Annotated in this window: 19 protein-coding genes; 6 read left to right on the top strand and 13 right to left on the bottom strand. The window is 40.8% G+C overall.

The features are described 5' to 3' along the window. Positions 1–17 precede the first annotated feature (17 nt). From ACT29I_RS12365 to ACT29I_RS12310, 12 genes are all read right to left on the bottom strand, one after another. Positions 18–746, bottom strand: a complete 729-nt coding sequence (locus ACT29I_RS12365; RefSeq protein WP_430931982.1) for a CDP-alcohol phosphatidyltransferase family protein — start codon at positions 744–746, stop codon at positions 18–20. Between the two features lie 46 nt (positions 747–792). After that, positions 793–3,180: a heavy metal translocating P-type ATPase gene (locus ACT29I_RS12360; RefSeq protein WP_444793578.1), complete on the bottom strand. Its 2,388-nt coding sequence runs from the start codon at positions 3,178–3,180 to the stop codon at positions 793–795. A gap of 30 nt (positions 3,181–3,210) precedes the next feature. Then, positions 3,211–3,963 (bottom strand): sulfite exporter TauE/SafE family protein, encoded by a 753-nt coding sequence (locus ACT29I_RS12355; RefSeq protein WP_444793577.1) that lies wholly within the window; start codon positions 3,961–3,963, stop codon positions 3,211–3,213. Between the two features lie 6 nt (positions 3,964–3,969). Beyond that, positions 3,970–4,410 carry a FixH family protein gene (locus tag ACT29I_RS12350; RefSeq protein ID WP_444793576.1) on the bottom strand — a complete coding sequence of 147 codons (441 nt, stop codon included), beginning with the start codon at positions 4,408–4,410 and terminating at the stop codon, positions 3,970–3,972. A 99-nt stretch (positions 4,411–4,509) separates the two neighbouring features. Next, the gene (ccoG, locus tag ACT29I_RS12345; RefSeq protein WP_444793575.1) at positions 4,510–5,874 is read right to left on the bottom strand and encodes a cytochrome c oxidase accessory protein CcoG; all 1,365 of its coding nucleotides are present in this window, start codon (positions 5,872–5,874) and stop codon (positions 4,510–4,512) included. 93 nt (positions 5,875–5,967) lie between these two features. Continuing rightward, complete coding sequence (locus tag ACT29I_RS12340; RefSeq protein ID WP_430931977.1) at positions 5,968–6,552, bottom strand: cbb3-type cytochrome c oxidase N-terminal domain-containing protein; 585 nt, start codon at positions 6,550–6,552, stop codon at positions 5,968–5,970. Between the two features lie 2 nt (positions 6,553–6,554). Continuing rightward, positions 6,555–6,758 carry a hypothetical protein gene (locus tag ACT29I_RS12335; RefSeq protein ID WP_430931976.1) on the bottom strand — a complete coding sequence of 68 codons (204 nt, stop codon included), beginning with the start codon at positions 6,756–6,758 and terminating at the stop codon, positions 6,555–6,557. 3 nt (positions 6,759–6,761) lie between these two features. Then, positions 6,762–8,921, bottom strand: a complete 2,160-nt coding sequence (gene ccoN / locus ACT29I_RS12330; protein WP_430931975.1) for a cytochrome-c oxidase, cbb3-type subunit I — start codon at positions 8,919–8,921, stop codon at positions 6,762–6,764. Between the two features lie 18 nt (positions 8,922–8,939). Beyond that, complete coding sequence (ccoS, locus tag ACT29I_RS12325) at positions 8,940–9,140, bottom strand: cbb3-type cytochrome oxidase assembly protein CcoS (protein ID WP_430931974.1); 201 nt, start codon at positions 9,138–9,140, stop codon at positions 8,940–8,942. A gap of 12 nt (positions 9,141–9,152) precedes the next feature. Beyond that, entirely contained in the window at positions 9,153–10,079 is a 927-nt protein-coding gene (locus ACT29I_RS12320; RefSeq protein ID WP_430931973.1) for a c-type cytochrome, read from the bottom strand. Between the two features lie 10 nt (positions 10,080–10,089). Then, positions 10,090–11,427 (bottom strand): NrfD/PsrC family molybdoenzyme membrane anchor subunit, encoded by a 1,338-nt coding sequence (gene nrfD / locus ACT29I_RS12315; protein ID WP_430931972.1) that lies wholly within the window; start codon positions 11,425–11,427, stop codon positions 10,090–10,092. A gap of 17 nt (positions 11,428–11,444) precedes the next feature. Further along, entirely contained in the window at positions 11,445–12,398 is a 954-nt protein-coding gene (locus ACT29I_RS12310; protein WP_430931971.1) for a 4Fe-4S dicluster domain-containing protein, read from the bottom strand. Positions 12,399–12,853: 455 nt separating this feature from the next. On the opposite strand from ACT29I_RS12310, the gene hisG reads away from it, so the two are divergent. From hisG to ACT29I_RS12285, 5 genes are all read left to right on the top strand, one after another. Continuing rightward, the gene (gene hisG / locus ACT29I_RS12305) at positions 12,854–13,711 is read left to right on the top strand and encodes an ATP phosphoribosyltransferase (protein ID WP_444793574.1); all 858 of its coding nucleotides are present in this window, start codon (positions 12,854–12,856) and stop codon (positions 13,709–13,711) included. An 80-nt stretch (positions 13,712–13,791) separates the two neighbouring features. Next, positions 13,792–15,075 carry a histidinol dehydrogenase gene (hisD, locus tag ACT29I_RS12300; RefSeq protein ID WP_430931969.1) on the top strand — a complete coding sequence of 428 codons (1,284 nt, stop codon included), beginning with the start codon at positions 13,792–13,794 and terminating at the stop codon, positions 15,073–15,075. 52 nt (positions 15,076–15,127) lie between these two features. Beyond that, positions 15,128–16,171 (top strand): histidinol-phosphate transaminase, encoded by a 1,044-nt coding sequence (gene hisC / locus ACT29I_RS12295; RefSeq protein WP_430931968.1) that lies wholly within the window; start codon positions 15,128–15,130, stop codon positions 16,169–16,171. A 27-nt stretch (positions 16,172–16,198) separates the two neighbouring features. Then, on the top strand, positions 16,199–17,326 hold the full coding sequence (gene hisB, locus ACT29I_RS12290) for a bifunctional histidinol-phosphatase/imidazoleglycerol-phosphate dehydratase HisB (RefSeq protein ID WP_430931967.1): 1,128 nt from the start codon (positions 16,199–16,201) through the stop codon (positions 17,324–17,326). A gap of 355 nt (positions 17,327–17,681) precedes the next feature. After that, on the top strand, positions 17,682–18,902 hold the full coding sequence (locus tag ACT29I_RS12285; RefSeq protein ID WP_430931966.1) for an alanine dehydrogenase: 1,221 nt from the start codon (positions 17,682–17,684) through the stop codon (positions 18,900–18,902). A 411-nt stretch (positions 18,903–19,313) separates the two neighbouring features. Here the strand turns inward: ACT29I_RS12285 and ACT29I_RS12280 are convergent, their stop codons facing one another. Beyond that, complete coding sequence (locus ACT29I_RS12280; protein WP_430931965.1) at positions 19,314–20,654, bottom strand: sensor histidine kinase; 1,341 nt, start codon at positions 20,652–20,654, stop codon at positions 19,314–19,316. A 251-nt stretch (positions 20,655–20,905) separates the two neighbouring features. Here ACT29I_RS12280 and cysS point away from each other — a divergent pair, with 251 nt between their 5' ends. Continuing rightward, positions 20,906–22,378, top strand: a complete 1,473-nt coding sequence (cysS, locus tag ACT29I_RS12275; protein ID WP_430931964.1) for a cysteine--tRNA ligase — start codon at positions 20,906–20,908, stop codon at positions 22,376–22,378. Positions 22,379–22,388 lie beyond the last annotated feature (10 nt).

Raw genomic sequence — 22,388 nt, 5'->3', positions numbered from 1 at the left:
CTTACCTTGACATAAGCTTATTTCACCACCAACTTAACCATGGAAAAACTCACGTACAAAGCAATTGCAACGGCTATACCCCCCATTCCTAACCAAATAAGAAAAAACAAACTTGCCGCCAGCAAAATATATTTATCCGCATTATTAAGAAAACCGAAGTTTTTAAACTTCAGTGAGAACATGGGAATTTCAGAAATCAGCAAAAACGAAAATAGCGGAACAAAAGCCAACAGCATCCATTGGTTTTGCAATAAATCAAACAGCCATCCGCTACCACTATCAAACACAAAAGCCAGTGAAGCTAAAAACATACCTGTTGCGGTGGTTGTCAGTCCAATGAAGCTTTCCGATTGACGGGTATCCACATTAAACTTTGCCAGACGTAATCCTGAAAATACCGTAGCAACAAAAGGGGATAAAATCAAAATTTGAGTTGTTGGTAGCTGCACAAAAAAGTCGGCCTCGAAACTACCCAACATCACTTTTTTGAGCATCATATGCAGCATCACCATGGGCGCAAACCCGAAACTTACCATGTCGGCCAGCGAATCCAACTCTTTACCCATAGGAGAATAAGCTTTTAGTGCACGCGCTGCAAAACCATCCGAAAAATCGAACAACGCGCCTACAAAAAGCAAAACGGAAGCTTCCATTAACATTCCATGAAAAGCCGTAAAAACACTCAACGTACCACAAAACAAGTTGAGACTGGTTAAAAAATTAGGGACATGTTTAAATATAGTCATTAGACATTAATCGTTACACATTAGACTTTCAATAAAAGCCTAATCGTTATTTTAATATTTTTGTTCCTGCCATTCGGGTTTTAAATGTTGTATAAGCCACCACCGTAATGGAGCTCACAGGCATTAATATCGCGGCAACTACAGGGGACATATTCCCTGTGATTGCAAATCCTAACCCTATGACATTATAAAAAAACGAAATTAAAAAACTTTGCTTAACAATGGTCAAACTTTTTTGGGCAAAACGGATATATTGATGAAAGTTCCTAAACTTAGAGGCTTCGAGGATGGCATCGCCGGCCGGGGAAAAATGATAGATATCGTCGGCCAGGGAAAGCGCCACATCACTACTCATAAAAGCCCCTGAATCGTTCAACCCATCTCCGGTCATCAAAACCGATTTACCTTTCTGTTTTAAATCCGTAATAAAATTCATCTTATCCTGTGGTTTCTGCTCAAAATACATCCTGTCATTCCCGAACATTTCCCTCAAGTTTTCTTTCTCGGCATCGTTATCCCCTGATAGCAAGTAAAGATCGTACTTACTCTTTAGGCTATCTATAACATTTTTTATTCCCTGCCTGTATTTATTCCCAATTTTAAAATACCCTTTTATTTTTCCATCGATAGATAAATACACCGAGGAAGGTGCCGGTTTAATGTTAAGGTGACTCACCTCATCAACATACTCCAATGCTCCCAGCTTTATTCGTGCATCCTCAATAGTTGCAAATATTCCCCTTCCGGCTACTTCTGAATACCCGGTTGTTTCGTGCACTTTAACATCTGTATAAAAAGAACTGATAGCATTGCTCAATGGATGTGTAGATTGCCGCGCCAACGAAACTGCTTTGGACAATTCTTCCTGCCTGAGATCCAAGCCTACAAATACAACCTTGCTTTCCTCCGGTTTGGTTAATGTACCCGTTTTATCAAAAACAATCGTATCGATATGTGTTAACCGTTCAATAACGCTTGTATTTTTAATATATAAACCTTTCTCCCCAAAAATACGCATGGCACTGCCAAAAGTAAAAGGTATGGATAGGGCCAAGGCACACGGGCAGGCTACAATAAGTACCGAGGTCAGCACCAATAAAGCGGTTTTAAAACTATCCAGATACAACCAGGTGCAAAAGCCAGCCAGTGCGATAATGATTACGGCGAGGGTGAACTTGCCGCTGATTTTATCCACGATCGAAGTAAGTGATTTTGGGCCAGACTCGTTTTTCCGGCTTTGATTCCACAATTGGGTCAGGTGACTCTGAGCTACCTCCTTGATGACCTTAACCGTTATGGCACCGCTAGTTTGGACACCTCCCGCATACAAGAAATCATCTTTCTTCTTTAAAACCGGCGCCGACTCACCGGTCACAAAACTGTAATCCACCAATGCAGTTCCATCCACCAATGTAGAATCGGCCGGAATCAGCTCCTTGTTTCTGATCAACAAACAATCCCCTACTTTAACTTCTTCCAAAAGAACACTTTCCTCTTGTCCGTTAAGGCGGGTCACCGCTACCGGAAAATACGATTTGTAATCGCGGTCAAAAGCCAGTGCCTGATAGGTTTTACTCTGATACCATCTACCCAGCAATAAAAAGAATAGAAAACCGGAGAGGCTATCGGAATATCCAGGGCCAATACCCATTACAACCTCATAACTGGTGACAAAAAACAAAGCCAAAATACCGATAGCTATGGGTAATTCAATATTAACGATTCCCTTCACCAGATTTTTTGCAGCCGAGATCAGATAATCGCTACCGCTATAAAACACCAGAGGAAAAGTGAGTACATACATCAGGTAGTACAAAAAGGTACCAAAGGTACCTTCGATAGGTTCACCGTTGAAATACTCGGGCAAGCTGTACAGCATGACGTTTCCAAACACAAAACCAGCAACGCCAATTTTATATAGCAAACTTTTATTTTGAGGCTTATCCCCTTTTTTGCTTTCCAGGTTCTGAAGTGAAATATCCGGAACATAATGGATGGAAACCAGTAATTCCACCAGTTCGCGCAATGACATTATATTTGTGTCGAAACTTACGGTATATTTCTTTTGGACAAAATTTACGGTCGCATACTTTACCCCCTCGTTTAATTTGCTCAGATGCTCCAACAACCATATGCACGAAGCGCAGTGTATCGAAGGAATATAAAACGTGACTTTGGCTATTCCGTTTTCGAAAAACTCGTATAGCTTTTCTTTTACTTCATCCTTATCCAAATAAGCATATTTGCTTAAATGCGGGGCTTCGTTCAATCGAATACCCGGCTGCTTTTGAAATTCGTAGTATTGCTGCATCTGGCTATCATTTAATAGCTGATAGACAGACCAACACCCGTTACAACAGAACTTTTTATCGTTCCATTTTACTGGATGCGCACCACAGTCGGCACCACAATGAATACACTTATTATCTGACATCGGATAACTTAAACAGAACTCAATTAAATTTTACTCTTCTTCGGCATGACAACATGCACCCTTCACCGCTTCATTGGCAACACCTTCTTCATGTTTCATATGCACTTGGGGGTTTAGCTTTGTTTCTGGCGGACTTAAATACGGGATCCCCAAACTTAAACCTCGAAGCATAAAGATAACTCCAATTACCACAACCAGGACCGGAATTAACTTATTAATTCTGTCCCGGACTTTTAAACCCACCAAGTTACCAATCAGGGAAATTCCTAACATGAGAGGCAATGTACCTAACCCGAACAAAACCATAAACAACGTTCCGGTGGTTACATCTCCCGTACCAATAGCTCCTGCAATGGCCAGGTAAACCAGGCCGCAAGGCAAAAGACCATTCAGTAACCCAATAAAAAAAAGCCTTCCAAACGATTTCTTAACAAAGAGCTTCTGTATTCCTTTTCTTATCAAACCTGCTATTGGAATATTTGCGCCATTCACATTTTTAAACAAAGAAGGTATCAATACCGAGGCAATCATCAACGCCCCCATGATTACCGAAACCCATTGCTGAAATCCTACCAGGGAAAGGCCTTGTCCTATTATCCCAAAAAATGCGCCCATAATACCATAAGTGACAGTACGGCCAATATTGTACATTAAACCACCACTAACCTTGGCAACTGCACCTTTCCCGTACAGCGGTAAGCTAAGTGCAATGGGGCCACACATTCCTGCGCAATGCACACTCCCCATAATACCTAAAACAAAGCCTGATAATATTATTTCCATAGCTATTTATCTAACCATAAAATCTTTTGACACCTTGTATTTATTATCGCTCTCATTCCACGAAACCGACACGTTGTACCTGCCCTTTATTAATTTACTATTCGGCACAAAAAGTTCTTTTTTCCCTTGATCAAGCCATAATTTAACATCATCTTTTTTTCCTGAAGGACGATAAAAATAAACATCCTTACCTTTAGGCAAGTTGGCCACAGAAGAGGCCAGCTCAATCACTACCCCATCTTCTACATTAACAATGGAGATGCTGTCCCGATAAATGGCAGAGCGTTTGTTAATATCCATTGTTAAACTATACTCAGCTCCTTGTCGATAATAATCTTTAGTTACCAGGTCGTTATTTTCCCCCAAAGTAAAAATTACAAAAGAGATGATCCATGTAAAAAAGATGACGAAGAAAACTATAATCCCATGTCCCCAATTAAATTTCATATTCTTTCTATTCGTATTAAGATTTACCTGTTAAATCTCAAGATTAATACTGCTACCTCCCGAACTCGATTACCTTAACAATCATCCGACAACAGACCATTACAATTTACTCCGTTTGGGGGCAATAAAAGTTGCCATAGTGCTGTCCAACATTCTATCCTCTACATATAATCCTAATTCGACCGGTGTGTTCCTGGCTTTTATGTCGGTTTTGGCCTGTTTAAGAACAATAACACCATCAAAGCTACCATTTTCGCCAAGGTGAATAGGATGTTCCGACAAGAAAAACGCACTCTCTCGCGGTTTCAGAAACTTTAGTTCTATTTTTTTCAGTCCTTCCGTTTTATTTACAATTTTTAATTGATAGATATTTGAAATACTATCTGCACTCACCTCTTGGTATATTGTGCCTGGCATACGTAATAAAGATACATCCACTTCGGTTCTACCCGACAAAGCAACAACCAAAGCCGTTAAAAGAATTACCAAAACAACGCTGTAGGCATAAGTCCTCAGGTTTTTTATACTGCTCTTTCCTGTTTCTATGCTGTAATTAGATGCAAAGCGAATTAAATTAGGAGGTCGCTTCATTCTTTTCATAATAATATTGCACTCGTCGATACATGCCGTGCAATTTACACACTCCAACTGGGTACCGTTTCTAATATCGATACCTGTTGGACAAACCGCCACACATCCACCGCAATCAACGCAGTCACCTTTTACCTTACGCGGTTCTCCCCGTTTATAATCATACGCCACCGTTATCGATTTTGAATCTAGCAACACCCCTTGCATTCTACCATAAGGACAAAAAAGGGTACACACGCTTTCGCGTATATGGGAGTATATCCAATAGTAAAATACTGTTACAACCGTCATGGCTGTATATACTTGCCAATAATCTAACAACGCGCTTTTCCATATTATTATCAATCCCTGGGGGCCTGTAAACCACATGATAAACACATTGGTAAAAAACAGTACTACCAAAAAATAAATAACATGCTTTAACGCAAGTGCTATTCTGCCTGGGTTTTTAATTTTTCTACCTCTTTGATAATTTCCGTGAAAAAGATATTCGATCCTACGAAATATCATCTCCATAAAAACGGTATGCGGACAAGCCCATCCACACCAAAAACGCCCAAAAACAACGGTAAAAAGAACAATAAAAATAACCGCAGTGGCCATTACAATGGCCATTATTTCACCATCCTGTGAATACACCGTGGCACCAAACAAATGAAACTTTCTGTTGATAACATCCAACAACATAAAAGGCTTGCCCCCAATTTTTATAATGGGTGCCAGTATAAAAAACGACAAAAGTAAAAAAGCAACTATGGTTCTGCGGGTGTACCATTTCCCTTTGGGCTGTCGTGCCTTTATCCTTTTTCGCTTACCATGTTCGTCTATATTGTCGGGACGTTCACGAAATGTTTTATCTTGATGGATTGTCATAGATATTGTTGAATACAAACCCTGTTATCCAAACGTACACTTGAAAGAATAACGGGGTAATTATTTTATTTGGAACGAAAAACAATCAATCATCTACTTGCACTCTTCGCCCTGCGCTTCTTTAGGATTTGCAGGAGAAGAGCCCACCAGCTCGTTTAGTATATAATTGGCCACATATTTTATTTCCTCTTCCTGCATCATGCTTTTATAAGGTGTCATCCCCTTAGCGGGTTTGCCATTGGATATGATATTCATAAGATCGTCCACGCTGCAACCGTTTATCCAAAAATTATCCGTCAGGTTAGGACCGATATTATTGCCTTCTCCATTTGCTCCATGGCAGGCCATACAAGCATTCTTAACATATAGCGCTTTACCCTTATCCACCATCTCAGCCATGCTCAATTCCGGTAAGTTAGCTTTATTGGCCGCTTTCATAGCTGCTTGCTTTTTTTCAAACTTAGCAACCGACTTAGCATATTCACTGGCCTGGTCTCTTTCATTACCCGGGTATCCAAAGTAATGCACAAAGTAAAATAAAGAAAAACCTACGGTCACCAAAAATAAAAGTGTTATCCAAAATGGCGCAGGATTGTTTTGCTCTTTAATTCCGTCATATTCATGCGATTCGATATCGTCATGGAATTCGTCGGGCTTATTGTTTTTATCTTGGCTCATTGTTATTCGTTTGAATTATTTTGTTGGATATCAGTTACAATCTCATCCTCTAATATCGCGTTTTTATATTGCATCATTATAGATTTGGGTGTTCGTATCGTCTTGTACACTATGATGATGAACAAGATGATAAAAATGGATATCCCAATTATATAATACCATTGAATACCGCTTACATCTTTTAATACTTCACTTACAAATCCCATAACTTACTTTTCATCTTCAACACCCGAAATATCCTTGCCCAGCTTATGTAAATATGCTATTAAGGCAACCATCTCTTTGTTGGGTTCAACTTCAATTCCTGAGGCTTTCAGGTCTTCAACAATATTATTGGCCTGTTTCATGTATTCCTCAATCGCCTCATCTTCAAAACCATCTCGATAAGGAACGCCCAGGGTTTTCATCACCTTTATTTTTTTAGGGACCAAATCCAATACCACGTCATTTTCGGCCAGCCAAGGATAAGCCGGCATAATGGTCTGCGGGTTCATTTCCAACGGTTTCATAAAGTGATTGTAATGCCAAACGGCGGTTTTGTAGGTGGTTGACCCACCAATCGACACATCACCCAGATAACCTGCCCTGGCCAAATCCGGCCCTGTCCTGCGCGAGCCCCACTGGAAAGGATAATCGTAAACAAACTCTCCGATTTTAGAATATTCTCCATAACGGTCGGTTTCCCATCGCAACGGACGTATTTGCTGCGAATGACAGTTATAACAACCATTAGACAGATATATGTCCCTGCCCGTAAGTTCAAGCGGAGTATAAGGTTTTACCGCCGCTATTTTAGGGATATTGGATTCAACGCTTAGCAATGGGATAATTTCTACCGCACCTCCGATAGCAACCGCAATAAATACGAATACAGAAAATCGTACACCTCTGCGCTCTAACCATCTGTGCACTGTTTCCCCTGCCACATTTCTCTTTTTTGTATTCACCAAAGCCGGAGCTTCCGATTCCTCATTCGCTTCCATTTTTCCAACAGCCATTGTCTTCGCTATATTGAATAAGAACAACACGAAACCAACGAAAAACAACACGCCACCCACTACCCTAAAGGCGTACAGTGGTAAAATTTGAATGGTTGTTTCCAAAAAATTAGGATAGGCAAGTGAACCTGTTGGTGTGTATTCTTTTAACATTAACCATTGTGTAATGGCCGCCCAATACAAAGGTATGGCAAACAACAAAATCCCCAGTGTAGCTACCCAGAAATGGGCGTTTGCCAACTTGCTGGAATATAATTTTGTTTTAAACAACTTTGGCACCAACCAATACAACATTCCAAAGATGAGTCCACCGTTCCATCCCATTCCGGCAATATGCGTATGCGCTACGGTCCAATCGGTAAAGTGGCTGATGGAGTTCACTGTTTTCAGCGCCATCATTGGCCCTTCGAATGTGGCCATTCCGTAGGCAATTAAGGCCACTACAATAAACTTAAGGTCGGCTCTGTCTCTTACTGAATCCCAAGCACCACGAAGTGTTAACAATCCGTTTATCATCCCCCCCCATGAAGGAGCAATCAGCATCACCGAGAAAGTAACCCCCAGTGCCTGAAGCCAATCTGGCAAAGCATTATACAACAGGTGATGTGGGCCTGTCCACATATATAAAAATATCAATGTCCAGAAGTGAATGATAGACAATTGGTAAGAATATATGGGGCGATTAGAAGCCTTAGGCAAATAATAGTACATCAGTCCCAACCATGGAGTGGTTAAGAAAAAAGCCACGGCATTGTGCCCATACCACCATTGCACCAACGCATCCTGTGCACCCGCATATACCGGATAACTCTTGAACAAAGAAACAGGTATTTCAATCGAGTTAACGATGTGCAAAACAGCTACACCCAAGAAGGTAGCCAGGTACCACCATACCGCTGCATAAATATGCTTAACGCGACGTTTGATAATGGTACCAATCATGTTCCATCCAAACAACACCCATGAAACAGCGATTAATATATCGATAGGCCATTCCAGTTCGGCATATTCCTTTCCGGTAGTGAAACCGAGGAATAGAGTAATGGCTGCTAAAACAATGATCAACTGCCAACTCCAAAAGTGAACCTTGCTAATGATATCATTAAATAAACGGGCCTTCAGAACACGTTGCAACGAATAGTAAATACCGGCGAACATGGCGTTGCCAATAAAGGCAAATATGACCGCGTTGGTATGTATGGGTCTCACCCTTCCAAAGGATGTATACTCCAGTCCCAGATTAAGAACCGGCCAGGCCAGCTGTGATGCCGCCAATAGCCCAACTATTAAAGCCACGACCCCCCAAACTATTGTTGCAACCGTAAAGTTTCTTACAATTGCATTATCGTATTTAAATTTTTGAATTTCCATTATTATATGCGATAGGGTTTACATTTCATTTTTTTCAATTTCATTTTCCTCATCCTCTTCTGCCTCGTTTTTGGTGTTCTCTTCATCATCAAACAAAATACGAACCGATGGTGAAAACATATCTTCATACTGGCCCGATTTAACAGCCCATATAAACAAGGCCAGAAAAAACAGTGCAGCCAATAAACTTACCCCAACTAACAGATAAAGTATGTTCATGGCTGATTCATTTTAAACTAGTTTTTCTTCTTCTGCGATAGGCTCGTTACCCAAAGCAAACACTTTTTTCATGGTAAAAAGCACATAAAAAATAAAGAACCAAACCGTTACAACAGCTCCCGTAAATCCAACGAGAATCCATATAGGTGCCTTTTTAACCGTGTTCCACATGGCTCTATCCTTATTTAAAGGAGGGTTGTTGTTGACCTTACCAATTTGCATAGTCGCTTCGGTTTTCACATCACCATACACTTCTGCCTGGTCTACCTGTGCTATTAACTGTACATTACCCAATGAATCTCCCGGTAAGGAATCATCCCATGAAAAATAGGTTAAACCGGCCTTGTTCGTATTCTTAACTTCACCAATGGTTAAGTTTCCAAAATACCTCTTGGCCATTAATTTTATTCCTACTCCACCAATATCACTTTCTTCACCATTTAAAGAACCGGTTAGTTTTACCGCTACCGCTTTTTTTGTTTCATCAAATGTTACATTTAAAGCCAGTTCCGTTCCTTCCGGAATATTTGTCTCTATTTTTTCTGCTGTTTCCTGAACGTATGTTGGGTTGAAACTGCGAATGTAAGCGATCACATTCCAAATGTCGGCTTTACTTAATGCGCTTTTAAACGAAGGCATGGTTACACGTCCTTCACTAATCTTGTAAAAAAGCGCTCCATCGGTATTCATCTGAAACTTTTCCGAGGCCGGGTCACCCGGCGAAGGATTAAGCAATGCATTATAATTGCCTTGCCCGGGAGTTCCATGACAAGCCGTACATTTGGCCGAGAATACCTCTTTGCCGGAAGTCCTCATCGCATCGGTAAACTCCACCAGACTTAACTTTTCTCTCTGGTCCTGAGGAACTAACCAGGACGTTTGCGCTGACAGTTTTAATCCAGCACAAACACAAATAACTACCATTAAATACTTGTTCATTGTACTGCTATTAAATTATTTTTGACTTAGTTTCTTCATCCTCTTCGGCCATTTCCCATATTGGAATTACAGGAAAAAGTTTAGCCAGTACCGAAATAATCATGATACCCATAATGATTGAACCAATCGTTACAGCACTTTCAATTACTGTTGGCTGGTAGACAACCCACTCGTTTGGCAAATTTTGCACGGGTAAAAACGGATGTTCCATGGTTGGGATTACGATAATGTATCGCTTAAACCATGCCCCCACCAATACAAACAATGATATTATAAAGAGGGGTACCGGTTTTCGGAAAGGTTTCCATAGCAGCACTATCATGGGCACAATCAAGCCAAATATTTGGCAAAACCAGAACATGATGGCATGCTTACCTAAAAACAATTCATGAATATGAATGGCATCAAACTCCTTCATTTTATATGCAGGAACTACAAACTCGTTTAGGTTGAAATAAAAATATACCACGCAAACAAACTCCAAAAGCTTACCCATTTTATCAAACAATGGTTCATCTAAGTAAGTCCTCAGTTTGTAATTGTTCCTGAAAAAGAATACGGCAATAATAACTGCTGCCATACCGGTTACAAAAGCACCCGTTAAAAAGTAAGGGCCAAATATGGTACTGTCCCAACCACTGCGCGAATTCACCGCCAGCAACCAGGATGTTACGGTATGGATGGCGAATGCTGTAGGTATTACCAGGATAATCAACAGACGAATGGCCTTAAACAACAGTTGATATTGTTTGGGGTGATGGGTCCAATTAAAAGATAAAATCTCATATAGTTTCATCATCCATTTGGGCGCATTTTGCATCCTGCCTCTGGCAATGGCCAGATCAGGAATCAAAGGAAGCAGATATAACAATGTGCTTATCACCAGGTAAGTCGTCACCACAGTAACGTCCCATAAAATAGGCGATTGCACCCTTCCGTATAAAAACACATGGTGCAACCTTTCCGGTCGTCCCATATCTGAAACAATAACCAAACCAGCTACCGCAGCAAAAGCAACGGCAATAATTTCAGCAATTCGGGAGATCGGCTTAATCCACTTATATCCCAACAAGCCAATTACCCCACTTATTAACATGCCTACCAAAGCAGTAGCTACAAAAAACACAAAGTTGGCAATATACATCCCCCAACTTACCATATCGCGCATGCCTGTCACGATTAATCCCTCCCTATACTGTATAGCATAGGCATAGATACAGGCCAATAAAGCCACGGTCAAAAACAACATCCAATTGACGTACGCACTGTTAAAACCCACAGGTCTAAGCACGTCATCTGCTATCTTATCAAGCTTTTCCTTATTAATTTTAATATTATGTTCGGACATATTCTGGGTTTAATAGATTAGCGATGATGATGATCTGGTTTCTCAGGGGCGTCAAATACCCTGTCCTTGGGAGGCAGGTAGTATACACGAGGTTTCGTTCCCAGCTCTTCCATCAATCTGTACCCGGCATTTTTCTCGAGTAATTTACTTAACACAACAGTTTCGCGGGTAGTACCGTTAGTTACCGCATCTTCGTTTTCATCCCCAAAATAAAACACTTCGTTAGGACAGGCACGAACACAAGTTGGAAGTTCGCCATCACGCAGACAGTCGGCACTAAACAAACATTTTGTAATGGTTCCTTTTTTCTGTGGGATATTTGCTTCTACATCATACTCCATTGGCTGCTCCTTGTAAAGTTGTGCCTGAAAAGGTTCTTCCCAATTGAATACCCTAACCGAATACGGACATGCTGCCATACAAAACCTACAACCTATGCAACGTTCATTATCTATGAGCACCACTCCATCCTGACGCTTAAAAGTGGCATCTACCGGACAAACCGAAACACATGGAGGGTTATCGCAATGCATGCATGGCTTGGGCATATTGTACGGTGCCGATTGCGGATTGTCCTGCATCACCAGAGTATTAATATGATATTGGTAAGGATGCAAATGATGATGTTCCTGGCAACCTTTAATACATTCCCTGGCATTTCTGCATTTAGCCAGATCTATTACCATCACCCATCGTTTTCCCGCAATCCCGAGCCTACCACGGGATTGCAAAGCCTCCGTGTCCAACTTCACTTCTTTAACCTGGGACTTTGGAATCTCGACCAGCTTATTGTCGGATGTCATTACCTTAACGTACTCTTCGCCCGAAACATCCGAAGATGTAAACCCGGAAGCCACCGCACCCGTTGAAGCCGCAGCACCTATCAATCCAAGTTTGCGCATAAAATCCCTTCTGGATCTTTTGCCGCTTGAATTTGTGGCCTCATTTTTTTTCATATGATCAGAACTCATGATATAAGTTTATTTTTTTTAAAACTATCGCTTAATTAAGTAATTCATTGCCGAATATATAAATTTCAAGTTTCAAAATAGTTGAATATCTTTTAACATTTAACATCATCGGGTAATTTATAGAGAGTCTGAATAAGCACAGCATGGCTCACAATTGTAAATTAACATTTATTACCCCTTTTATATTTGGAATTTAAAATATTACATTTACTTTTGTATCGATTCAATAATAAACCATGACAAATTTCACACATCATCACGGACATCATTTTAATCTACCATAGGTGGTCCGAGATTGTTGTGTTTAATAATATAGGAGGGCTTACCGTATGGGAAGCCCTCTTTTTTTTTGTCATTAATTAAAAACAAAAATTCATTTTTAGATTTGAGCTAGGTTAGCATCACAATTATAATGTCTCTTATCTCTCATCTATTATCTAAAAGTCTAAATTAAAATGGAGAAATTAAGAATTGCTTTACAGAAGAAAGGAAGATTACACGACGATTCGATGAAGCTTTTAAAAGAAGCTGGAATAAAATTTAATATTGGAAGTGGGAAACTGGTTGCACAATCTCCCAACTTCCCGATAGAAGTATTGTTTTTACGTGACGATGACATACCACAAACCATAGCAGATAAAGTGGCCGATATAGGTGTTGTTGGCGAAAACGAGGTTGAAGAAAAAGATTTTAAACTGACTATCGCCAAAAGACTGGGGTTTAGCAAGTGCAGAATTTCTTTGGCTATCCCCAAAGCAGATGAATACACCAGTTTAGAATATTTTCAGGGCAAAAAAGTAGCTACTTCCTATCCGGTGATCCTTAAAAAATACTTTGCCGAGAAAAAAATCGATGCCGATATACATGAAATCGCAGGATCTGTTGAAATAGCACCAGGCATTGGATTGGCCGATGCCATTTTTGACATTGTGAGTTCGGGTAGTACTTTAGTTGCAAACCGACTAAAAGAAGTTGAGGTGGTTATGAAATCCGAAGCTTTATTGGTGCAAGCAGAAGGTCTTTCTAATGAGAAAAAGGCTTTACTCGATGAGTTACTGTTTCGCATAAATTCAGTAATGGCAGCTAACTCTAACAAGTACATCTTATTGAATGCTCCAAACGACAAAGTTAGCGAAATTGTTCAGGTACTGCCTGGCATGAAGAGTCCTACGGTGTTGCCATTGGCCGAGGAAGGGTGGAGCTCCATTCACTCGGTGATATCCGAAAAGCAGTTTTGGGAAATCATTGGTAAGCTAAAAGAAAACGGTGCTGAGGGAATATTAACCTTCCCGATTGAAAAAATGATTCTGTAAAACGAATCAGGATACAATATTTTAGATAATAGAAATTGGACTGGACATTTCTTTTGTCCAGTCTGCACTAATTAAATCAAATGCAGGTATTTGAATATCCACAAAAGAGCGATTGGGCTCACCTACTTCAACGCCCGGAAAATGACTTGAGCGCTTTGTTCGAAACTGTTCAAGGAATTTTGAACGACATAAAAGAAAATGGTGAAAACGCGGCAAGGGCCTACTCGGAAAAATTCGATGGCTTTGCTCCCGAAAATCTATTGGTTTCGAAGGAAGAAACTGACGAGGCTTGTATGCAGGTTTCTTCGGAATTAAAAGAAGCTATATACATGGCCAAGCTAAACATTGAAAAGTTCCATCAGGCTCAAATCTCACCCGAAAAGGTTGTAGAAACCATGCCTGGCGTAGTTTGTCGTCAAAAAAGTGTAGCTATCGAAAAAGTTGGACTCTACATTCCGGGAGGTACGGCACCGCTTTTCTCAACGGTATTGATGTTGGCGCTACCTGCCATTATTGCCGGATGCAAAGAAATTGTGTTGTGCACTCCCCCTAACAAAGAAGGCAAAATTAATCCTGCCATTTTGTATACCGCATCGTTGATAGGCGTTACCAATGTTTTTAAACTAGGTGGAGTCCAAGCCATTGGTTCAATGGCCTATGGAACAGAGAGCATTCCAAAGGTGGATAAAATTTTTGGCCCCGGCAACAGTTATGTCACGGCTGCCAAACAATTGGTCAGTTTAAAAGATGTGGCTATTGACATGCCCGCCGGACCATCGGAAGTTGAAGTACTGGCCGACGAATCTGCCAATGCCGCTTTTATTGCTTCCGACCTTTTAAGCCAAGCAGAACATGGTATTGACAGCCAGGTGATTTTAATCACTAACTGTAAAGACCTCATCCCGAAGGTACAGGAAGAAATGGCCAATCAGCTCAAGGAATTATCCAGAAAAGAAATAGCGGAGAAAGCATTGGAAAACAGCCGTATCATACTTTTGAAAAACAAGCAGGAGATGATTGAGATGACTAACCGGTATGCACCGGAGCACTTAATCATTGCTATGCGCGACGATGATGAAATAGCAGATCTCATTACCAATGCAGGCTCCGTATTTATTGGTAATTACACACCCGAAAGCGCCGGTGATTACGCTTCAGGCACCAACCACACCCTCCCAACCCACGGTTATGCCAGGGCATATAGCGGGGTAAACCTGGACAGCTACGTTAAAAAAATTACCTTCCAAAAAATCACACCGGAAGGATTGCAAAATATAGGTCCGGCTATCGAGAAAATGGCAGCTACCGAACAACTGGATGCCCATAAAAATGCGGTTACTATCCGGTTAAACACTTTGAAATAAAACCACTGTAAATCGTCTAACATCTTGATAATTGAACCCTGATACTTCATACATGAAATCAATAGAACAACTTATTCGCCCCAACATAAAGTCCCTTAAACCATATTCATCCGCAAGAGATGAGTTTTCGGGGGAGGAAGCCATCTTTTTGGATGCCAACGAAAATCCATTTAACGCGCCATATAATCGTTATCCTGATCCTTATCAGCGTAAGCTCAAGAAAAAAATAGCTGAGTTAAAAGGTATTGAAGACCGACACATCTTTCTGGGCAACGGAAGTGATGAGGCCATCGACCTGGCTTTTAGGGCTTTTTGCGAACCAGGAACAGACAATGTAATATCGATAGATCCTACCTATGGCATGTACCAGGTAGCTGCCGATATTAATAATATTGAAATTCGAAAAGTAAAGCTAACCCCTGATTTTGGATTAGATATAAATGGATTGTTGGCTGCTGCCGATCAAAATTCGAAATTGCTGTTTATATGCTCTCCCAACAACCCTACAGGCAATTGTTTTAAAAAGGAGGATATTGTTAGCATAGTTGAAAATTTTGATGGCATTGTTGTTTTAGATGAAGCATACATTGATTTTGCGCCGGAGAAGAGTTTTTTGCCTGAATTAGATAGGTATCCAAACCTGATTATCCTCCAAACATTTAGCAAAGCCTGGGGAATGGCGGGAATCCGTTTGGGAATGGCATTTACATCTCCTGAGGTGGTCACGATTTTTAATCACATTAAATATCCTTACAATATTAATATTCTCACGCAGAAAACGGCGTTGGAATTATTGCAAAAAGTAGCGGATAAAAATGCCTGGGTTCAAGAGCTTCTGAAACAAAAAGAAAGAATGGCTCTAAAAATGAAAGTGTATCCTTTTGTAAAGAGAATATATCCGTCAGATGCCAATTATCTTTTATTAAAAACCGACGCCCCAAAAGAGATATACAACTTTTTGGTAGATCAGGGCGTTATTATCAGAGACCGTTCAACCGTTTCGCTTTGCGAAGGCTGTTTGAGAATAACGATTGGTTCCGAAGAAGAAAACAACGCGCTGTATGCGGGGTTGGATAAATATCAACATAGATCATAAACATCGATTCAAAATACATCATAATAAATGCAACGAGTACTTTTTATTGACCGCGACGGAACTATCATAAAAGAGCCGCCTATAGATTTTCAGGTGGACAGCCTGGAGAAACTGGAGTTTTATCCCAAGGCTATAACTAACCTTCAGAAGATTGCCTCAAAGCTTGATTTTGAATTGGCCATGGTGACCAACCAGGACGGCCTGGGTACTGACTCGTTTCCCGAAAATACATTTTGGCCGGCACAAAACATGATGATGAGCACCCTTCAAGGCGAAGGCATTGTATTCGACGAGGTTTTCATTGACCCATCGTTGCCCGAAGAAAATTCTCCTGGAAGAAAACCGGGCACCGCCATGCTTACCCAGTATTTTGATGACAAATACGATCTGGCAAAATCATTTGTGATTGGAGATAGGGTCACAGATGTTCAATTGGCAAAAAACATGGGTTGCAAAGCTATTTTTATGGCCGACAAAGATGAAGCCAACGAGGAACTTCATAAGCAAGAATTAACTGATGTTTGCGCTTTGGTAACAACAGACTGGGATAAAATATGCGAATTCCTGTTCTCCAAAGAAAGAACTGCACAAGTGGTCCGTAAAACATCCGAAACCGACATAAATATAAAACTAAACCTCGACGGGACCGGCAAGTGTGACATATCAACCGGTTTACATTTCTTTGATCATATGCTGGAACAAATCGGTAAGCACTCAGGGTGCGACCTGAGTATCCAGGTCAATGGTGACTTACATGTAGACGAACACCATACAATTGAGGACACCGCCCTGGCACTCGGTCAGGCTTTTAAGGAAGCCCTTGGCGACAAACGCGGGATAGAACGTTATGGGTATTGCCTGCCCATGGACGATTGCATGGCCTTGGTGGCTCTTGATTTCGGCGGAAGGCCCTGGCTGGTGTGGGAAGCCGATTTTAAACGCGAAAAAGTGGGAGACATGCCCACCGAAATGTTTTTACATTTTTTCAAGAGCTTTTCCGACGCTTCGTTGAGCAATCTTCAAATTCAGGCTAAAGGTGACAATGAACACCATAAAATAGAAGGAATATTTAAAGCCCTGGCCAGAGCATTAAAAATGGCTATCAGAAAAGACGTGTTTAACAATACGCTCCCGAGCACAAAAGGTGCGCTTTAATGCCTTGTTCCCCTTATTTGCCACAGCAGGATTGACCGTACTTTTTATGGCAGAATTTTCGGGTTTCAGTATGGAAGCCATACTTTAAAATGATTGCGGCTAAGCATTTAACAGCATAGTTTCGATAACGGTAAATATTTCAAAGCTGTGGCAAGTGAAGTCAGGGCCAGGCGTGACTGAGCAATGCCGAGAAACAAAAATTATATAGTAATTTTACCATCTAACCTGAACAAGCCAAAAGCATTTTGATTTATGGCTTGTTCAGGTTAGATGGATATACTATTTTTTTACCTATTATTTTAAGGAAATAATTATTAACTTTCCGATTGAATGTTGTTCTGATTAATTGGTGTAAATGGCAGGTATAGGTGACAAGTCAAATTTTCCGCTTTACAGCACAGGTTTGATGCCGCAGGCGGAGATGTTAGAGGTAAAAAAATCGGAAAAAAAACTGACCATAGGGATACCTAAGGAAAAGTCAAAATTCGAAAATCGTCTCGCATTGACCCCGCAGGGAATTGAATTGTTGGTGGAGAACGGACATACCGTATTGTTTGAATCGGGTGCTGGCATACCCGCTAACTTATCCGATCAGGACTTTTCGGAATGCGGAGCTACCATCGTCAAAAATAATAGCGAAATTTTTAAGGCGGAAATAGTTTTAAAAATATCTCCTTTTACCAACGAGGAGCTGGACTTATTATCTCCCGGCCAAACTATTATTTCACTGGTTCAACTCCATCAGCAATCGCGCGAGCTCATCAAAAAAATGATGAGCAAAAAAGTAAATGCCATTGCTTTCGAACTTATTAAGGACAATAACGGTTTTTATCCGGTAACCCGTAGTATGAGCGAAATAGAGGGAGCCGCTTCCATCATGATTGCCAGCGAATATTTAAGTAAGGCACATAACGGGAAAGGTGTATTATTGGGGGGAATTACCGGAGTATCTCCTGCCGAAGTGGTCATTTTAGGAGCCGGAACAGCCGGAGAAAGCGCTGCTCGTGCAGCCCTGGGGTTAGGTGCTACCGTTAAAATATTTGACAACTCATTCAAGAACCTGAGAGACCTGGAGCTACACATCGGGCAACGTGTTTTTACATCGGTACTATACCCTAAAGCCCTTACCAAAGCATTAAAATCGGCGGATGCCGTTATTGGCAACTTACGATATCTGCAATCAGGCCTGAGTTACATGGTAACAGAAGATCAGGTGTCGCAAATGAAACAGGGTTCTATTTTAATTGACCTAAGCATGGGACAGGGAGGATGTTTCGAATCTTCTATCTGTACCGACTTTGCCCATCCTGTATTTATAAAACACGGCGTAATCCATTATTGCGTCCCCAATGTGGCCTCTCACGTGGCCAGAACCGCTACCATTGCCCTAAGTAACATTTTTGCGCCAATGGTTTTACAGATGGCGGAGGCAGGAAGTATCAATAATATGATTAAGGAAGATCCGGGATTTAGCCATGGAATATATGTGTACAAAGGTATTCTTACCAACCATTACATAGGGGAAACATTTTCATTGCCATCCAAAGACATAGGCCTGCTGATGGCTGCTTTTTAACGGGCGTGTTGTTCACTTATTCCGGGTGATTCAAAATCGCAAACGGGAAAACTGCATCCCCGGCATCTCCCACTCTCTTATTTTACGGTATTCGGTATAAAACTTTACATATCTTCCCTTTATATGTTTAGAATAACGAAAAGACAGAATACCGCTTCTTTGCCCATTCCTCCCCTGTGACTCCAAAAGACCAATAACCGGCGACCAATTTTCTGTTTAACCCGGATTATGCATTGGAGGTTCGTCATGAGCATTGCAAGTACAATAAAACAAGGCATTACTTGAAACGAGGCATCACTTGTCCCGATTACTTTCGGGAGCATCGTTCTGGTGAGTTGAAGTGATGCAAAGAAGTGTCTTGTTTTAAAGTAATTTCAATGGGTAATAGAATTTCTAATGCATATTGCGGGTTTAACGGCAAGGTATCGTAAACTTAAACAAGGTGCCTTCTTTTTGGTCGCGTTCTGCCCAAACTTTGCCGCCCATTATTTCTACATATTTTTTCACAATAGACAAGCCGATTCCATTTCCGCCAAACTCCCTTGATTTTTTAAGATCCCCTTGTCTGAATAAATCAAAAATGCTCTTTTCCTGGCCTTCCTCAATACCTACCCCGGTATCCTTAACAAAAAACTCGAAGAAATCATCGCCAAGTGTGTACCCTATGTATATATTTCCTTGAGGGGTAAATTTGATGGCATTATCTAACATGTGATCAAATATTTTATACAATGCTTCTTTGTGTGCGATTAGGATATCCGCACCGTTTTCGGCTCCCAAGAGTATATTTAGTTTTATGGGTTTTTTCATCGCCTCCAACTCTTGACAATAACTCTGGTATAATTCGGTAATAATATGATTTACCCGCACCTTTTGTTTTGGCTCCACATAAACTTTTGCCTGCAGCTTTGAGATATCAATTAATGCATCCATTACACGCATCATTTGATTTCCGTTTTGATGTATGATATTCAAATATTCGTCTTTTTCTTCTATGCTCAGGTGATTCGATTTTAAAAGTTCGGTAAAACCAATGATGGCATTCATGGGGGTTCGCACCTCGTGACTTAGGTTGGCCAAAAAGGAAGATTTAAGTTTATTGCTTTCTTCGGCTTTTAGCGTGGCTTCTTTAAGTTCATTGTTCATTTGGTCCAATTCCATGTTTTTTCTGATGAGCTCCTCTTTAAAAACCAACAACTCCATATTCCTCCTGGTCAGCTCCTGCTGCCTATCCACATGTTCCAACTCCGACCCGATCCGGGAAGAATACATAAACATCAAGGCTTCCACTTTTTCTACGTCCGGTATTCTATCGCAGAATAAGGCAACCAAAACACCGATCGGTTTTCGCGAAGAACCGTACAAGGGGATACCACTGTACGCTTCCACTTTATATTCCGCCAACATGTTGCTATTGGGAAACTCTTTTCTCACCTTTTCCTGATAGGTAACCGCTTTATCTGCAACTACCGGGTCGCATGGCGTATCTTTATAGGGAAAGGACTGCTGTGGCAGTATTTTATTATTATGGCAGTGAGTCACCGTATCCAACATCCCCTCTTTTTTGTTCAGGCGAGCTACAAAAACATAATCAGCTTTCAAATAATTACTTAAAGACAATATGGCAGATTCGAAAAACCCTTCACCCATCATCGGATTGTTTGGATTGAACAACGTATAGATACATGATTCCAAATCACTATCCTGCCGTAATTGTTGACTTATGAATTCCTTATGCCTATGCTCTGCCATACCATTAATTACTAATTCCTACTAAAATGGTTACCCAAAGAAATGAAAAGCTTAACCAATTATTAGTTTTTTTTGATAAATACACCTTTTCACGTGTTCAATGCCCAATAATAAAAAAACTCTTTATGCCCTTACATAAACAGCTGACTATCTGAACTTACAACTCCCATCGTTAATATATTAACTACTATTTGAATTCAAACTAGTACTTTTTTGTAATTTTGAGCACCATAAATGTAATCATTATTAAAATGAAGAACCAATTATATATTTACAACACGCTCTCCAGAGAGAAGGAACTATTTGAACCCCTAATTCCTCAGAGAGTCGGGTTATATGTATGTGGCCCTACCGTATATGGCGACCCCCATCTCGGACATGCCCGTCCCGCCATTACTTTTGACCTTTTAACCAGGGTACTGACACATTTGGAATACCAGGTTAGATATGTAAGGAACATTACCGACGTAGGACATCTTGAGAATGACGCGGACGAAGGGGAAGACAAAATTGCGAAAAAAGCCAAGCTCGATGAATTGGAACCTATGGAGGTGGTACAATTTTACACCAACAGGTATCATGACTTTATGAAACTTTTGAACGTAAAAAGTCCAAGTATCGAACCGCATGCATCCGGTCATATCATCGAACAGATCCAGGTGATCAAATCAATTATCGACAAAGGATATGCCTACGTAAGCAATGGTTCTGTTTATTTTGATGTAAAAAAGTATAACGAAAAACATTTATACGGAATTCTTTCGGGCAGAAAGGTGGAAGACCTGTTAAGTAACACCAGGAGCCTTGACGGACAAAGCGAAAAGCGTGACAGCCTTGATTTTGCGCTTTGGAAAAAAGCTGCCCCCGAGCATATCATGAGATGGCCTTCAGAATGGAGCGACGGATTTCCCGGTTGGCATCTGGAATGTTCTGCCATGAGTAAAAAATATTTAGGCGAGCAATTCGACATTCACGGAGGCGGTATGGATCTCCTGTTTCCGCACCACGAGTGTGAAATAGCCCAAAGCACTGTCGACAACGGAAAGGTCCCAGCGAAATACTGGATGCACAACAATATGATTACCATCGGCGGTCAGAAAATGGGTAAATCGCTGGGCAACTTTATAACATTGGAACAGTTTTTTACTGGCGAACATGAGAAACTGGAAAAAGCGTACAGCCCAATGACCATTCGTTTTTTTATATTACAGGCCCATTACAGAAGTACGCTTGATTTTGGAAACGAAGCCCTGCAAGCAGCAGAAAAGGGACTCAACCGGTTGTCGGAAGCCATGAGCAATATAAACAAAATATCTGTTTCCAAGGAATCTGATGTGGATGTTGCTTCCCTAAAAGAAAAATGTTATGCCGCAATACTGGATGATTTAAACAGTCCTGTTTTATTGGCACATCTTTTCGATGGCGTTAAAATGATTAACAGCTTGATTGCAGGTAATTATAAGATTTCGCAAACCGATTTAGACGAACTAGATTCTTTGATGCACTTGTTTGTGACAGAAATACTTGGGCTGGAATTATCATCCGGGCAAGGTGCGGACAATACCCAAAAGCTCGACGACGTTATGCAATTGTTGATGAACGTGCGTAACGATGCCAAAGCAAACAAAGATTGGGCAACGGCCGACAAGATACGTAATGAGTTAAGCAACCTGGGGTTTGTGATTAAAGACGGTAGCGATGGAGCTACCTGGGAACTAAAATAAATTATCAACC

The sequence above is a fragment of the Saccharicrinis sp. GN24d3 genome, from assembly GCF_052400645.1.
In the GTDB taxonomy this organism is placed as follows: Bacteria; Bacteroidota; Bacteroidia; order Bacteroidales; family Marinilabiliaceae; genus Saccharicrinis.
The sequence above is the reverse complement of the archived record's forward strand: the minus strand, read 5'-3'. Positions and strand labels throughout refer to the sequence as shown.